The following is a 14907-nucleotide window of genomic DNA, read 5'->3' on the forward strand; positions in this document are numbered from 1 at the left end:
TGAGAACGGCGGAGCAATATTCGACCACGGTAGCGGCGGGATAGTCCTGCTGCGGGCGGCGTAAAAGTCGTCCACCTTGAAGCCTTTCTGCCGAGTCAGGGAGGTGTGGGGATCTACAGCGTGGAACTTTATCTTCAGGTCCGTCTGGCTTGCGCGGATGGCATGAGCCAACGGGCGGCGGCGAAGCGTTTCAATGTGTCGCGCGAAACGGTACGCAAGATGCTGTCGTTTTCATCGCCGCCGGGTTACCGGCGCCAGTCCGTACCGCAGCGCCCGAAGCTGGACGGGTTTGTGGCGATCATTGATGGATGGCTTGAGGGTGACCGCAGTGTCCCGCGCAAGCAACGCCATACGGCGAAGCGGGTATTCGACCGTTTGCGCACCGAGCATGGTTTCACCGGCGGCTATACGATCATCAAGGATTACATCCGGGAGCGCGAACAGCGCAGCCGGGAGATGTTCGTGCCGCTGGCGCACCCTGCGGGAGATGCGCAGGCCGATTTCGGGGAAGCGCTGGTGGAGATCGGCGGGGTGGAGCAGAAGGCCTACTTCTTCGCGCTCGATCTGCCGCACAGTGATGCCTGCTATGTGCGGGCCTATCCGGCGGCGGTGGCGGAGGCCTGGGTGGACGGACACGTGCATGCCTTCGCGTTTTTCGGCGCGGTACCGCGCTCGATCGTCTATGACAACGATCGCTGCCTTGTGACGAAGATCCTGCCCGACGGCACGCGGCAGCGTGCCACGCTGTTCAGCGCTTTCCTGTCACATTACGTGATCCGCGACCGCTATGCTCGCCCGGGCAAGGGGAACGAGAAAGGCAATGTGGAGGGGCTGGTAGGCTATTGCCGGCGCAACTTCATGGTGCCGATCCCGAAGTTCCCGACCTGGGAGGCGTTCAACCTGTGGCTGGAGGAGCAATGCCGCAAGCGCCAGCAGGACAAGGTGCGCGGGCAGAGCGAGACGATCGGTGAGCGGCTGCAGCGCGATCTCGCGGCCATGCAGCCTCTGCCCGCTACACCCTTCGAGGCCTGCGATCAGAAAGGCGGGCGGGTCTCCTCGCAATCCCTGGTGCGCTACAGGACCAACGATTATTCGGTTCCGGTGGCCTGGGGCCATCAGGAGGTCTGGATCAGGGCCTATGTCGATGAGGTGGTGATCGGCTGCCGCAGCGAAGTCATCGCCCGTCATCCTCGTTGCTATGCCCGCGAGGAGGTTGTCTTCGACCCGCTCCATTATCTCCCGCTGATCGAGCAGAAGATCAACGCATTCGACCAGGCTGCGCCTTTGCAGGGCTGGGACCTGCCCGAAGCGTTCACGACACTGCAGCGGTTGATGGAAGGGCGCATGCACAAACATGGCAGGCGCGAATATGTGCAGGTACTGCGCCTGCTGGAAACGTTCACCCTCGCCGATCTCCAGGCGGCGGTCGAACAGGCCATCGATCTTGGCGCCATCGGCTTCGATGCCGTCAAGCACCTCGTCCTGTGCCGGATCGAACGCGTACCGCCCAGGCTGGACCTGGACGTCTATCCCTTCCTGCCACGCACCACGGTCGAGAAGACCTTTGCCAGAGCCTATCTGAGCCTGCTCTCCGACCGGCAGGAGGCCGCATGAGCGATCAGGCCCCGGAGATCCTTCTCGCTCACCATCTCAAGGCGCTCAAGCTGCCTACGTGCCTGCGTGAGCATCACAAGCTCGCGCGGCAATGTGCCGCTGAAGGCGTCGATCATATCCGCTTCCTCGCCCGCCTCGTCGAGATGGAAATGATCGACAGGGAGCGTCGCATGGTCGAGCGGCGCATCAAGGCCGCGCGCTTCCCCACCGTCAAAAGCCTCGACAGCTTCGACTTCGCCGCCATCCCCAGGCTCAACAAGATGCAGGTGCTCGAGATGGCGCGCTGCGAGTGGATCGAGCGGCGTGAGAACGCCATCGCTCTGGGGCCATCAGGCACCGGAAAGACGCACGTAGCGTTGGGGCTCGGACTGGCAGCATGCCAGAAAGGACTGTCGGTGGGCTTCACCACCGCGGCAGCGCTGGTCAGCGAAATGATGGAGGCCCGCGACGAGCGCCGTCTTCTGCGCTTCCAGAAGCAGATGGCCGGATACAAGCTGCTCATCATCGACGAACTGGGCTTTGTGCCGCTCTCCAAGACCGGCGCCGAACTGTTGTTCGAGCTGATCTCCCAGCGTTACGAACGCGGCTCCACCTTCATCACCAGCAACCTGCCCTTCGACGAATGGACCGAAACCTTCGGATCTGAGCGTCTCACAGGCGCGCTCCTCGATCGCCTGACCCATCACGTCAGCATCCTCGAGATGAACGGCGAAAGCTATCGCCTCGCGCACAGCCGGGCCCGCAAGGCCAAAACCAGACCCTGAAAATTACACCAATGCCGGGGGGAGTGGCCCTCGGGCTACGCCCTCACGCCACTCCCCCCGGCATGTAACACGATGGCCTGGTTTTACGCCGCCGAATGGCCGACTTTTGCTCCGCCGTTGACACCCGCACCAATTTGTGCTTCAACAGCCACAGTCCATTGGCCGCTATCATTGAAATCCTGATAACCCAGCACATCACAAATGATCCGCTGCTTGAAATTGCCTTGAAGGGCAGTTTCCTTTTGCGTTTCAATCGATCGATCTCGGATTGTTTCGCCCCACTGGCGCAAGATCTCCAGCTTTGCAGGATCAGGCGCAGCAGCGCGAGCGACGTGTCGTTTTATTGTCTTGGCATTGAAAAGCTGCACGTTTCGTCCCCTCCAGCAACGCTATATCAATGCAGAGACACGCTTACCACGCCCAACCACGACCCAAGCCCGGCCCAATCCAGCCCAAAGCGCCTTTGCCCTGATACATCACGCGCACTCAGTCGAAAGGCTCATCCAAGCGCATAATTTCCAACGATAAAGGAAGCGCCCTTTGACCCATTCCGTGGGCATGGCGTGGGTTTTGGTCTTTCAGCAGGCAAAACGGCCCCATCCAGCTCAAGGGTCGTTGCTAGGGAACCGATGATTTCTTCAGGGAAAGTGCCATAAAGGTGGTGGGTGCCGCTGTGACTCGAACACGCGACCCCAACGTTACGAATCTCATTGGACTTTAAGGACTTCCGGAAGGGTATGGAAAAGGTCCCTTCCGAAAGAGCCATATCCCGTTTCGGGTCGGCTCCCTTGCCGGTGATCGTATAACACACTGAATTTCCGCCGTGAATGGAAAGGCGCTTTGGCGTTGTTAGAAACACCATTGGGTGAAAGGCACTTCGGCAGGGCAAAATTCCACTCGAAACCGAAAGCGTTTTCGGCCGGAAACATCAGGTTTTCCTAGTGGAAGCAGTGGTGCCGCTTAGGTGACTCGAACACCTGACCCCATCATTACGAATGATGTGCTCTACCAACTGAGCTAAAGCGGCAACGAGGGGCGCCTCTACCAGCGTGTCGGGGCGAAGACAAGCGCCGTTGCGCAGATTCTCCCGTCGAACGGCAGGCGACATATCATGCGATCCTGCGCACCGATCCGGTAAGGAAATTTCCCGTAATTTTCCATTTTAAAACAAAATCTTGAACCTCGCCATTTCGAAGCGAGCAGCTTTCCACCGGCCTTGCGGCGAAGATATGGCGCACCCACGCCATCGTCCGGCTCGCCGCAATCGACGGATGTTTCGTTGCTCGCCGCCCTTTGCTCATGGCCGGGGCGGGATACAGGATTCATGCTTGACATTCGCCAGCTCAAATTATTATCCGAGTGGATAAATAAATGGGAGGATGCGGATGAAGAGCATATTCGTGGCGTTGATGGGATCGACGCTGCTCGCGAGCGGCGCCCATGCGCAGGACACCGCGCCCCTGTCCGCTTCGGAGAACGCAAGCGTCGCCGGCGACGAGATCGTCGTGACGGCCCAGAAACGCGAACAGTCGTTGCAGGACGTTCCGCTGTCGGTCGCGGTGCTGAGCGGCGAGCAGTTGAGCAACCGGAACATCACTGAAATCTCGCAGTTGCAGACGACGACCCCGAACTTCTCCTTCCAGGGCAGTAACAACCCGCGCGGCGCCGGCCTGGCGATCCGCGGCATCGGCACGAATAATTTCTCGTCGGCGATCGAGGGCTCGGTCGGCATCGTCATCGACGGTGTACCGATCGGGCGGCAGGGCGCGGGGATGACCGACCTGTTCGACATCCAGCGGATTGAAGTGCTGCGCGGTCCGCAGGGCACCTTGTTCGGCAAGAATGCCTCGGCCGGCGTCCTCAACATCGTGACCACCGATCCCAGCTACAGCTGGGGCGGCAAGGTCCAGGCGACCTACGGCGAGTTCGACGAATTCGTGCTGCGCGGAACGGTCACCGGCGGCCTGACCTCGAATCTGGCGTTTCGCGCATCGGCCTATCGCACGAAACGAGACGGCTATATTCGCAACCGATTCGACGACAGCCGCCTCAACGATCGCGACGAGTGGGGCGGTCGCGCGAAGCTGTTGTGGGAACCCGCCGACAATATCCGCGTGCTCGTCGCGGGCGACTATTCGTCGCGCGACGCCGCCTGCTGCATGTGGACGATCCGCAGTTTCGGCAACAATGCCGATATCCGCAACCGGGTGACCGCCGCAGGCATCGTTCCCGGCCCCGACAACCGGGAGGTTGCGCTCGACGGCCGCACGTTCATCCGCCAGGAAACCTATGGCGGATCGGTGCAGGTCGATATCGAGGGCACCGGGGGCATCACGGTGACGTCGATCACCGGCCTGCGCTGGTGGGATGCGACCGACAACAACGACGCCGACCAACGGCCGACCCCCGTTCTCAACATCAACAATGGCGACAGCCGTCAGCGCCAGTTCACGCAGGAACTGCGCCTGACCTCTCCGTCCGGCGAGCCGTTCGAGTGGGTCGGCGGCCTGTTCCTCTTCAACCAGGATTATGAACTCGGCAATTCGCAGCAGGGCACGTTCGACCAGCCTCTGCCGCCCGGCGTCCAGTTGTCGCGCGCGATCTTCGTCGAGAACGATACCCAGAATTTCGCCGCCTTCGCCGATGCGACCTATCATCTGAGCGATCAGTTCAACGTCTTCGGCGGACTGCGCTACACGGTCGAGCGGCTGAACACGCATTTTCGGCGCTTCGCCAATCCGGGTACCATCCTGCTCGGACCCAATGTCGACCAGAAGATGAAGCGCGTCGACGGCGCATGGACGTGGCGCATGGGGGCGCAATTCCGTCCGACCGAAGAGGTGACGCTCTATGGCAGCGTCGCGCGCGGCTTCAAGGGCGGCGGCTTCAATGCGCTGCAGGACTCGACCGTGCTGCGCACCGTCGAACCCGAGATTCCGACGTCGTACGAATTCGGCGCCAAGACCGAGTTGTTCGATCGCCGGGTGCGCTTCAACATCGCCTTCTTCAGCACCGATTTCGACGATTTCCAGGCGCAGGCGATCGGCGTTTCGGACACCGGTACCCTGGTGTTCGACGTGATCAATGCCGGCTCGCTGCGCACGCGCGGGATCGAGGCCGACGTCGACATCAATATGGGATCGGGCCTGCGTCTGATGGGCGGCGCGGCCTATACCAGGGCGAAATATACCGACTTCGCGGGCGCACCCTGCTATTTCGGACAGACGGTGGCCCAGGGCTGCATCGTTTCGGGCGGGCAGGCGCGGCAGGATCTGACCGGCAAGGAACTGGCGATGGCGCCGAAGTTCACGGCGAACGCGTCCGCGCGTTACGAAACCGAGGTTTCGGCGGCGGGCGCGAGCGTTTTCGGCCAGCTTTCCTTTGCCTATCGCGGCAGCACATTCACCGCGCTCGACCTCGATCCGAAATCGGTGCAGAAGGCTTATGGCCTGCTTGATGCCCAAATCGGCTTCGCATTGCCGGGCGACCGCCTGCGAGCGTGGATCTGGGGCAAGAATCTGACCGACAAGAGCTTCGTCGAACTGATCTACGACACGCCTCTCGACACCGGCGGGCAATCGCAGTTCTTCCCGTCGACCGCGGCGCGGCAGTTCGGGGCCACGGTGGAGTATAGATTCTGATGATGGAACTCGATCGCCGCAGCCTGCTCGCCAGCCTTGCCGTCGCCGGAGCCGGCGGGGTCTCCACACTGGCACTGGCGCGGTCGAAGGACAGCGCCGCGCGGCGCCGTCCGCCGAATTTCATCGTCGTCCTCGCCGACGATCTCGGGTACGGCGACATCGGGGCCAATGGCTCGCGCGCGATCCGCACGCCCAATATCGACCGGCTTGCCGCCGACGGGCTGCTGATGACCGATGCCTATGCCTCGGCGAATATCTGCACCCCGTCGCGCGCCGGCCTGCTGACCGGGCGTTATCCGATCCGCACCGGGCTGGCGTGGCAAGTGATCCAGGCGGACGACACGAACGGCCTGCCGCCCGAAGAGGTCACGATTCCCGAAGTGCTCGGCGACGACTATGCATCGGCGCTGATCGGCAAATGGCATCTTGGGCACACCCCACCCTATTGGCCGCCGACCGTGCAGGGATTCGACCTGTTCTTCGGCCTTCCCTATAGCCACGACATGAAGCCGCTGTCGCTCTATACCGCGGGCGAGGGCGTGGAATTCACCCAGGAAGACGTCGACATGGTGGCCCTGACGCAGCGATTCTTCGCGCGGGCCGGCGAGTTCGTCGACGCCAATCGCGATCGCCCCTTTTTCCTGATGCTCGCGCTGACCGCGCCGCATATTCCGCTTCACCCGACGAAGGAACACGCCGGGCACTCGCCGGCCGGCGACTATGGCGACGTCGTCGAAGAGGTCGATGCCGAACTCGGCCGCCTGCGCGAACAGATCGAACGGCTCGACCTTCAGAACGATACCTATGTCATCGTCACGTCGGACAATGGACCATGGTTCGAAGGATCGACCGGCGAACTGCGCGATCGCAAGGGCGGCGCGGGATGGGACGGCGGCTATCGCGTTCCGTTCATCGCCTGGGGCCCCGGCCGCATCCCGGCCGGCAGTCGCAGCAGCGCGATCACGATGAATTTCGACCTGTTGCCGACCTTCGCCGCACTCGCCGGCAAACCGCTGCCGAAGGATCTCGTTCTCGACGGCAAGGATATCAGCGCGGTTCTGCTCGACGGCGCGCCGAGCCCACACGAAGCACTGGTCCTGTTCGACAACGAGAAGGTCGCGGCGATCCGCACCGATCGCTGGAAATTCGTCGCGCGCAGCTATTATCGGGGATATGATCTGCCGCTGGCACGGATCGGTGCCAATCTGTTGTTCGACGTGCGCAGCGATCCCGGCGAGGATTATAATCTGGCGACGCGCCATCCCGAGGTCGTGAAGGCCATGCGCGCGCGCTTCGAGCAATATCGTCAGACATATGAGCCGCTCGGACGGAAAAAGGAGCCCGATCGGCTTCCGGGCGGCAAAGCCCTCCCCTGAGCCGTTTCTCCATTATTGCTTATGTCCGATTGTCGCTGGTATTGGCAGCGCGGTCGAACGATAATGATTCAAGGTCTGAGGCAAGCAGGTTGCAGTCGAAACCGGGACGGAAAAGAAAAACCCAGGATCGCGGAGTCGCGACCCGGCAGCGGATCGTCGAAGAAGCCCTGCAGCTTTTCTCCCGCCATGGCTTCGACGGTGTCGGAGTCCGTGAAATAGCCGAAAGCGTCGGCGTCCAGCACGGGCTGATCAAATATCATTTCGGCAAAAAGGACGAATTGTGGCGCGAGGCGGTTCGTCTGCTCTTCACCCGCATGAGCGAGATATTGGAGCCCGAGCCCGGCGAAGCCGACCTTCCCCCCGCCAAGGCTTTCGAAATCTCGTTGCGGCGCTATGTCCGCTATTGCGCCGAGCACCCCGAGCATGCGCGGCTGATGGTTCAGGAATCCTTCCGCGACAATGAGCGACTGGCATGGGCATCGGAAAGCTTCATCCGCCCCAGCCACGACCGGATCTTCCCACGATGGGACATCCTGATGCGCGACGGCACGATGCCGCGGGTCGACCCGGCGCTGATGGTCTATGCGCTGACGGGGGCCGCCCAGTCGATCTTCAACCTCGCTGCCGAAGCGAAATTGACGCACGGCATCGACGCATGCTCGAACGAGACGATCGAGGCCTATTCCGACGCGATCATCGCCCTGTTCCTTCCCGGCCTCGCAAAGCGCGAAGAAGCATCCGGAAAATAATTATCCGATTGGATAAAAATTAGAGACAGACGGACCCTGGTGCGATAGATGCTCCCCATAAAAGGGAGAGAGCAGCGATGGCCGATGGCAGCGTTGGAGCGGGGCAACACCGGGATCTTGCGGACCGATCATCCCTGCCCACCGGCGCGGTCGTCGCTTACGGGTCGGGCGATCTGGCGTTCAACCTCTATTTCACCTTCTGCTCGCTGTTCTTGCTCTATTTCTACACCGACGTCCTTGGCATTTCCGCCTCGGTCGGCGGATTGATCATCATGGCGGCGCTCATGTGGGAGGGGATTACCGATCCCGCGATGGGCGTGATCGCGAGCCGGACGCGGAGCCGGTTCGGCAGCTATCGCCCCTATCTGCTGTTCGGCGCACCGCTCCTCGCCCTCGCTTTCGTCTCCATGTTCCTGCCGCTGGGCCTTTCGGGCAACGCACTCGCCTTCTTCTGCCTTGCGACGCACATCCTGTTCCGCACGGTCTACACCGTCGTGAACATTCCCTTCGTCGCCCTGTCGGCCCGCATGAGCGCGGACTCGCTCGTCCGGTCGCGACTGGCGGGAGCGCGCATGCTGTTCGCGATCATCACCGGCCTGTTCCTCGCTGCGGCGACGCTGCCGCTCGTCGCCCGCTTCGGCGGCGGCCGCGAAGGCTTCCTGTGGGTCGCAACGCTCTATGCGTTCATCGCCACGCTGGTGCTGCTCAACTGCTTCAAGCGCACCCAGGAAACGATCGGCGAAGCGCCCGACGCGCATCCGACCTTTTCCGCGATGCTTCGCGCGGTCGGGTCGAACCGCGTATTCCTGCTCCTGCTCGGCGCAACCCTCGTCGGCTCGATCGGTTATGCGATGGGCGGCAAGGCGCTGCTCTATTACATGAAATATTATGCGGGATCCGAGGAGACGATCACTATCGGCCTGACGGTCTCGCTCGCCGCGGCGGCCCTGTCGATGCTCCCCTGGGTCAAGGTGACGCAGCGCATCGGCAAGCGCGCGGTGTGGTTGAGCGGCATCGCGATCAGTGCGACCGCCAACATCCTGATCTTCGCCATCGCGCCGAAGGCGGGGCCGATGCTTTACGGCTTGCTGGCGTTCAGCGGCGTCGGGAACGCAGCCTTCGTGCTGACTTTCTGGTCGATGCTGCCCGATACCGTCGAGGTAGGCGAATGGCAGACCGGCCTCCGCGCAGAGGGGGCACTCGTCGGCTTTCTCGCCTTCACGCAGAAGGTCGCGCTCGGCGTCGGAACGGGCCTGATCGGCATATTGCTCGACGTCATCGGCTATGTCCCCAACGCGCCGCAAGCCCCCGACACGCTGACGAGCATCCGCGGACTGGCAACGCTCGTCCCCGCGGCGCTGGCGGTCGGCGCCGGGCTGTTCATCTATTTCTACCCGCTCGACACGCGGACCCACGCGCGGCTCGTCCGGGCGATCGGATGGCGTAATGCACGCCGCCGCGGCCCGGCTTCATCCACCCCCGACAATGGACAGACGACATGACCGACCAGCAGCATGATTTCTCCCCGCGGCGCGGCGCCTCCGAGGAATGGATCGCCGAGACGATCGATGCGATCATGGAGCATGCAACGCTGGCGGAGAAAGTCGGCATGCTGTCCGGCCGCGGCTTTTTCCGGGAGTTCGCCGCCGACGACAAGCTATGGGGCGCGCGGCCCTATCGCGCCGGGAGCGGAATCGAACGCCTCGGTGTCCCGCCGCTGTGGTTCACCGACGGGCCGCGCGGCGTCGCGCGCGGGCAGAGCACCTGCTTCCCCTGCACCATGGCGCGCGGCGCGACCTTCGACACCGACCTCGAAATGCGGATCGGCGAGGCAATGGGGAAGGAAATCCGCGCGCAGGGCTGCGACCTTTCGGGCGCGGTCTGCATCAATATCCTTCGCCACCCCGCCTGGGGCCGGGCGCAGGAAACCTATGGCGAGGACCCGCACCATCTGGGCGCCATGGGAAGCGCGCTGGGGCTTGGCATCCAGACCCAGAATGTGATGGCGACGGTCAAGCATTTCGCACTCAACTCGATGGAGAACGCACGGTTCAAGGTCGATGTGCGGGTCGGCGAGCGTGCGCTTCACGAAGTCTATCTGCCGCATTTCAAGATGGCGCTCGACGCCGGCGTGGCGAGCGTGATGAGCGCCTACAACAAGTTCGACGGCGAATATTGCGGCCAGCATCACGGCTTGCTGACGGACATCCTGCGTGGCGAATGGGGTTTCGCGGGCTTCGTGCATTCCGACTGGGTGATGGGCCTTTACAAGCCCTATGCCGTCGCGGCGGGGCTCGACATCGAAAATCCCGAACCGCAGATTCTGGGCGAAAAGCTGATCGCCGCGGTCGAGGCGGGGCATGTCGCGCCCTTCGTGATCGACCGCGCCTGCCGCAACATCCTGCGCACGCAATATCGCTTCGCCTGCGCGCCCGATCCGCTGACCGCCTATCCCGCCGAACTGGTCGCGTCCGCGGAGCATGTCGCGCTGGCACGCGAGGCGGCGGAGAAGTCGATCGTGCTGCTCGAGAACAACGGCGTCCTGCCGCTCGACCGCAGCCGGGTCCGCCGTCTCGCCGTGCTCGGCCGGCTGGCGTCGCTCGAGAACACCGGCGACATGGGGTCGAGCCGCGTTCGCGCTCCCCATGTGGTCACGCCGATCGAGGCGCTGCGCGCGATGCTGGGCGCCGACGCCATCGCGGTCGGCGACGAGGATGACATCGACGCGGCGGTCGCGGCGGCGCGCGATGCCGACGCCGCGCTGATCGTCGCAGGCTACAATGCACGCGAAGAAGGCGAATATATACCGGGCGACATCACGCTGGGCCAGGAAAGCGATGCAAGCGGCAGGCGCCCGGCGATCGGAGGGGATCGGCTGTCGCTCGACCTGCCCGCGCGGCAGATTGCGCTGATCGAAGCCGTCGCCGCGACCGGAACGCCCGTGGTCGTCGCGATCGTCGCGGGATCGGCGGTGCTGGTGGAAGGCTGGCGCGCGCAGGCGGGGGCGATCCTCCAGACCTTCTATTCGGGGATGGAGGGCGGCGCCGCGCTCGCCGATATCCTGTTCGGCGACGTCAATCCGTCGGGTCGCCTTCCCTTCACGGTGGCGCGCGATCCCGCCGATTATCCCTTCTTCGACCGCGATGCGGACAGGATCGTCTACGATCATTGGCACGGTTATGCGAAGCTGATGCGCGACGGGATCGAGCCGCGCTATCCCTTCGGGCACGGCCTCAGCTACACGCGTTTCGCCCGCCGCGCCCTGCGCGTCTCGGCATCCGACCGGGCGGTGCATGTTTCCGTCACCGTCGCCAATGTCGGCGACCGTCCCGGCGACGACAGCATCCTGTGCCATGTCCGGTATCCGGGCAGCGTCGAGCGTTGGTCGCAGGCGCTGAAGGCCTTCACGCGCGTTTCCCTTCAGCCCGGCGAAACGCGGACGATCGCGATGACCATCGATCTCGACGATCTGCGCTACCGTGACGAGACGGCGCACGGCTGGAAGCTCGAATCGGGCCCCCATGAAATCTGCATATCCGGGGGCGTCGAGCCCGATCTCAGCGTATCGGTTCGGTTCTAGTCTACTCGAAAGGCGATTACCGAACGGCCTATGCCGGCCGCCGGAACCTGGCCGAAGGAAAGGGCGGAAAACCGCGCAACCTTACACTGGCATCTGGGCGACGAGCGCCTTCTTTTCGGCAGAGGGGCCTGCTTGAAGCCCCGCATGTGCGGGCCGGCCGCTGTGGCCGGCCCATCGGTTCAGAAAGCCGCGATCCCCGTTATGGCACGGCCGAGAATGAGGGCATGCATGTCGTGCGTGCCCTCATAGGTGTTCACGGTTTCGAGATTCACCATGTGGCGGATGACATGATATTCGCCGGCGATCCCATTGCCCCCGTGCATGTCGCGGGCGGTGCGGGCTATGTCGAGTGCTTTGCCGACATTGTTGCGTTTGACGATCGAGATGGTTTCGGGAGCCATGCCGCCTTCGTCGAGCAGGCGGCCGACGCGCAGGCTGGCCTGGAGGCCGAGCGCGATCTCGCTCGCCATGTCGGCGAGCTTCTTCTGGAAGAGTTGGGTCGCGGCGAGCGGCCGCCCGAACTGGTGCCGTTCCAGCCCGTAATTGCGTGCGGCGGCATAGCAGAATTCGGCCGCCCCCAGCGCGCCCCACGAAATGCCGTAGCGCGCCCGGTTGAGACAGCCGAAGGGGCCCTTCAGCCCCTGAACGCCGGGGAGGAGCGCATCGTCGGGAACGAAGACGTCGTCCATCAGGACCATGCCGGTGATCGAGGCGCGGAGCGACAGCTTGCCCTCGATCTTCGGCGCCGAAAGGCCGGCCATGCCCTTTTCGAGCAGGAAGCCGCGCACCGCGCCATCATGCGCATCGGATTTCGCCCAGACGACGAAAACGTCGGCGATCGGCGCGTTCGAAATCCAGGTCTTGCTGCCGCTGAGCCGGAAGCCGCCGTCGACCTTGCGCGCGCGGGTCCGCATCCCGGCGGGATCGGACCCCGCGTCAGGCTCGGTCAGCCCGAAGCAGCCGATCAGTTCGCCGCGCGCGAGGCCGGGCAGATAACGCTGCCGCTGCTCCTCGCTGCCATAGACGAGGATCGGATACATGACGAGGCTCGACTGGACGCTCATCATCGAGCGATAGCCCGAATCGATGCGTTCGATTTCGCGCGCGACCAGCCCGTAGCTGACGTAGGAGGCGCCGGCGCCACCATATCCGGCGGGCACCGTCACGCCGAGCAGCCCCTGCTCGCCCATTTCACGGAAGATCTCCGGATCGGTCCGCTCCTCGGCGAAGGCGTCGACGACGCGCGGCAGCAGGCGATCGGTGGCGAAGGCGCGCGCGGCGTCGCGGATCATCCGTTCCTCTTCCTCCAGCTGGGCATCGAGCCCCAAAGCGTCTTCCCAGTCGAACGGTCGGATATCAGCCATCGAACATACTCCTTTCGGCGTCCCTTGACGCCCGATTTTCATTCTATCAATGTCATTAAAATCATTATTCCATCGCATTCAGGAATGAAAGATGCTCGACCGCCGCCCGCTCGAAATTTTCCTCGCGATTGCCGAGGAGCGCAGTTTCGTCCGCGCGGCCGACCGCCTCGGCCTCGCCCAGCCGGTCGTGAGCCGCCAGCTCCAGCGACTGGAGGGAAACCTCGGCGCGCGCCTGTTTCACCGCGGCAGCCGGTCCAAGGTCACGCTGACACGGGCGGGCGAGCTGTTTCACGACGAAGCGCGCGACGCGCTCGCCGGGCTCCTGCGCGCCGAACAGCTCGGACGCAATGTCGCGCGAGGGGCGACGGGGCCGCTTCGCATCGGCTATGTCTTTTCGGGCGCGATGACCGCGCTGCTGAGCGACATGGTTCGCGGCCTGCGCACGGCCTTTCCCGATCTGGAAATCGAGCCGCGGCTGATCGAAACGCCCGCGCAGCTTCGCGAACTGGCCGAAGGCCGCATCGACGTCGCGATCGTCCGCCCCCGCCCGTCGTGGCCGCGCGGCGCGGCGGTGCTGGCCCGCCACCACGAGCCGATGCTGCTCGGGCTCGGGACGACGCACCCGCTCGCCCGCCACGACAGCATCGCGATCGGCGATCTGGTGCCCGAATGTTTTCTGACGCCGCAGTTCGACGTCGAGGACGAGCTCGCCGAGACCGTGCGGCGTCTGCTCCGCAAGGTCGGGGCTCGTCCCCGGATCAGGGCCACGGGCGATTTCATCACCGCGGCCGCGCTCGCCGCCGCGGGTGAAGGCGTCATCCTCGCGCCCGCGTCGCTCGCGCATCTGGTGATCGACGGTCTGACCTTCCGGCCGATCTCCGGGCATGCCGAGCGGCTCGAACTCGCCGTCGTCGGGCGGCCCGAACTGCCGGCCGCGCAGCGCGAGGCGATCATCGCCGCCCTTTCGGCATCGCGGACCGACTGCCGGGTCTGACCTTCAAGGGACACAGCGGGCAGTCATCGCGCGCCGCGGCGCCATGCCGGGCCGCTTTATCTTGACATCGGTCGTGCATCGTCGCAAAATACGCATGTTAGATACCTATTTTAAATCGAGGCATCCGCCGATCTTTGCGGCGACAGATGGAGGTCGTGATATGGCAAGCAATCCCGTCGAAACGGCCGACCCGGTCGACGCAGCGGAGACCCCCGCTCTCGTCGATCATATCATCGGGCGCTATCACCGCGTGCACAGCCGGGAGCTTCCCGAACTCATCCAGATGGCGCAGCGCGTCGAGCAGGCGCATCAGGGCCACCCGGCGGTCCCTGCGGGGCTTGCCGCGTTGCTGAAACAGATGCTCGGCGAGCTGACCATCCATATGCAGAAGGAGGAACTGGTCCTTTTTCCGCAGATGAAGAAAGGCGGACGCCCCGAAATCGGCACGCCGATCATGGTGATGATGGCCGAGCATGACGATCACAGCGCCTTCCTGCGGGCGGTCGATGGCCTCACGCAGGGCCTGCAGATTCCGGAGGGCGGCTGCGGGACCTGGCGGGCCCTGTATGCGGGCCTGGCCAAGCTGTCGGCCGATCTGACCGACCATATCCATATCGAGAACGACATCCTGTTCCCCCGTTTCCTGGGGTCCGGGGCCTGACGACGGCGCGGCCGCAATCCGGAGCGCGCGCAGACCGCCCCGGATTGCTTCCCCCGGATCAGGTCGGGATATATACCCTTCAGGCAAGTAGGGAGTTGTTCCCCGGCGAAAGCCGGGGTCCATGCGGGGCAGCGCTGTGCCATCTGGACCCCGGCTTTCGCCGG

At 63.8% G+C, this 14907-nt stretch carries 12 protein-coding genes and 1 tRNA gene; 9 read left to right on the top strand and 4 right to left on the bottom strand.

Going from position 1 to position 14907, the window contains the following annotated elements; translation table 11 throughout:
* Positions 1-120: 120 nt before the first annotated feature.
* Together istA and istB are read left to right on the top strand one after the other, a co-directional pair.
* A complete protein-coding gene (istA, locus tag ABS88_RS04275) occupies positions 121-1614 on the top strand; it encodes an IS21 family transposase (protein WP_011950768.1) in 1494 nt (497 codons plus the stop codon).
* Positions 1611-2378 carry an IS21-like element ISSsp5 family helper ATPase IstB gene (gene istB / locus ABS88_RS04280; protein WP_286749150.1) on the top strand — a complete coding sequence of 256 codons (768 nt, stop codon included), beginning with the start codon at positions 1611-1613 and terminating at the stop codon, positions 2376-2378. Before istA ends, istB begins: the two co-directional genes overlap by 4 nt.
* An 83-nt stretch (positions 2379-2461) precedes the next feature.
* Here istB and ABS88_RS04285 read toward each other — a convergent pair whose 3' ends face one another.
* Both ABS88_RS04285 and ABS88_RS04290 read right to left on the bottom strand, forming a co-directional pair.
* On the bottom strand, positions 2462-2746 hold the full coding sequence (locus ABS88_RS04285; protein ID WP_286749151.1) for a hypothetical protein: 285 nt from the start codon (positions 2744-2746) through the stop codon (positions 2462-2464).
* 583 nt (positions 2747-3329) lie between these two features.
* Positions 3330-3405, bottom strand: a tRNA-Thr gene (locus tag ABS88_RS04290).
* Positions 3406-3763: 358 nt separating this feature from the next.
* On the opposite strand from ABS88_RS04290, the gene ABS88_RS04295 reads away from it, so the two are divergent.
* Together ABS88_RS04295 and ABS88_RS04300 are read left to right on the top strand one after the other, a co-directional pair.
* Positions 3764-6019: a TonB-dependent receptor gene (locus ABS88_RS04295; protein ID WP_158682106.1), complete on the top strand. Its 2256-nt coding sequence runs from the start codon at positions 3764-3766 to the stop codon at positions 6017-6019.
* On the top strand, positions 6019-7395 hold the full coding sequence (locus ABS88_RS04300) for a sulfatase family protein (protein WP_234002603.1): 1377 nt from the start codon (positions 6019-6021) through the stop codon (positions 7393-7395). Before ABS88_RS04295 ends, ABS88_RS04300 begins: the two co-directional genes overlap by 1 nt.
* Positions 7396-7463: 68 nt before the next feature.
* Here the strand turns inward: ABS88_RS04300 and ABS88_RS04305 are convergent, their stop codons facing one another.
* Complete coding sequence (locus ABS88_RS04305; protein ID WP_243469490.1) at positions 7464-7637, bottom strand: hypothetical protein; 174 nt, start codon at positions 7635-7637, stop codon at positions 7464-7466.
* Between ABS88_RS04305 and ABS88_RS04310 the strand changes: the two genes are divergently transcribed.
* The 3 genes from ABS88_RS04310 (at position 7563) to ABS88_RS04320 (ending at position 11724) form a co-directional block, all read left to right on the top strand.
* Positions 7563-8144, top strand: coding sequence for a TetR/AcrR family transcriptional regulator (locus ABS88_RS04310; protein ID WP_353745042.1), 582 nt, complete (start codon positions 7563-7565; stop codon positions 8142-8144). The two genes, ABS88_RS04305 and ABS88_RS04310, sit on opposite strands and share 75 nt — an antisense overlap.
* 77 nt (positions 8145-8221) lie before the next feature.
* Positions 8222-9646: an MFS transporter gene (locus tag ABS88_RS04315; RefSeq protein ID WP_083675047.1), complete on the top strand. Its 1425-nt coding sequence runs from the start codon at positions 8222-8224 to the stop codon at positions 9644-9646.
* Positions 9643-11724 carry a beta-glucosidase family protein gene (locus ABS88_RS04320; RefSeq protein ID WP_067182473.1) on the top strand — a complete coding sequence of 694 codons (2082 nt, stop codon included), beginning with the start codon at positions 9643-9645 and terminating at the stop codon, positions 11722-11724. The genes ABS88_RS04315 and ABS88_RS04320 overlap by 4 nt, the downstream gene beginning before the upstream one ends.
* A gap of 179 nt (positions 11725-11903) precedes the next feature.
* Here the strand turns inward: ABS88_RS04320 and ABS88_RS04325 are convergent, their stop codons facing one another.
* On the bottom strand, positions 11904-13088 hold the full coding sequence (locus tag ABS88_RS04325; RefSeq protein ID WP_076074699.1) for an acyl-CoA dehydrogenase: 1185 nt from the start codon (positions 13086-13088) through the stop codon (positions 11904-11906).
* A 91-nt stretch (positions 13089-13179) separates the two neighbouring features.
* On the opposite strand from ABS88_RS04325, the gene ABS88_RS04330 reads away from it, so the two are divergent.
* On the top strand, positions 13180-14082 hold the full coding sequence (locus ABS88_RS04330) for a LysR family transcriptional regulator (RefSeq protein WP_076074696.1): 903 nt from the start codon (positions 13180-13182) through the stop codon (positions 14080-14082).
* Between the two features lie 43 nt (positions 14083-14125).
* The gene (locus ABS88_RS04335) at positions 14126-14743 is read left to right on the top strand and encodes a hemerythrin domain-containing protein (RefSeq protein WP_083675045.1); all 618 of its coding nucleotides are present in this window, start codon (positions 14126-14128) and stop codon (positions 14741-14743) included.
* The last annotated feature ends 164 nt before the right edge of the window (positions 14744-14907 follow it).

Source organism: Sphingopyxis sp. SCN 67-31, assembly GCF_001725095.1.

Excerpts from the sequence above, each read along its gene's own strand:
- istB (WP_286749150.1), top strand. The coding sequence starts at position 1,611 with ATGAGCGATCAGGCCCCGGAGATCCTTCTCGCTCACCATCTCAAGGCG.
- ABS88_RS04325 (WP_076074699.1), bottom strand. The coding sequence starts at position 13,088 with ATGGCTGATATCCGACCGTTCGACTGGGAAGACGCTTTGGGGCTCGAT.
- ABS88_RS04315 (WP_083675047.1), top strand. The coding sequence starts at position 8,222 with ATGGCCGATGGCAGCGTTGGAGCGGGGCAACACCGGGATCTTGCGGAC.
- ABS88_RS04320 (WP_067182473.1), top strand. The coding sequence starts at position 9,643 with ATGACCGACCAGCAGCATGATTTCTCCCCGCGGCGCGGCGCCTCCGAG.
- ABS88_RS04335 (WP_083675045.1), top strand. The coding sequence starts at position 14,126 with ATGCCGGGCCGCTTTATCTTGACATCGGTCGTGCATCGTCGCAAAATA.
- ABS88_RS04295 (WP_158682106.1), top strand. The coding sequence starts at position 3,764 with ATGAAGAGCATATTCGTGGCGTTGATGGGATCGACGCTGCTCGCGAGC.
- ABS88_RS04330 (WP_076074696.1), top strand. The coding sequence starts at position 13,180 with ATGCTCGACCGCCGCCCGCTCGAAATTTTCCTCGCGATTGCCGAGGAG.
- ABS88_RS04300 (WP_234002603.1), top strand. The coding sequence starts at position 6,019 with ATGATGGAACTCGATCGCCGCAGCCTGCTCGCCAGCCTTGCCGTCGCC.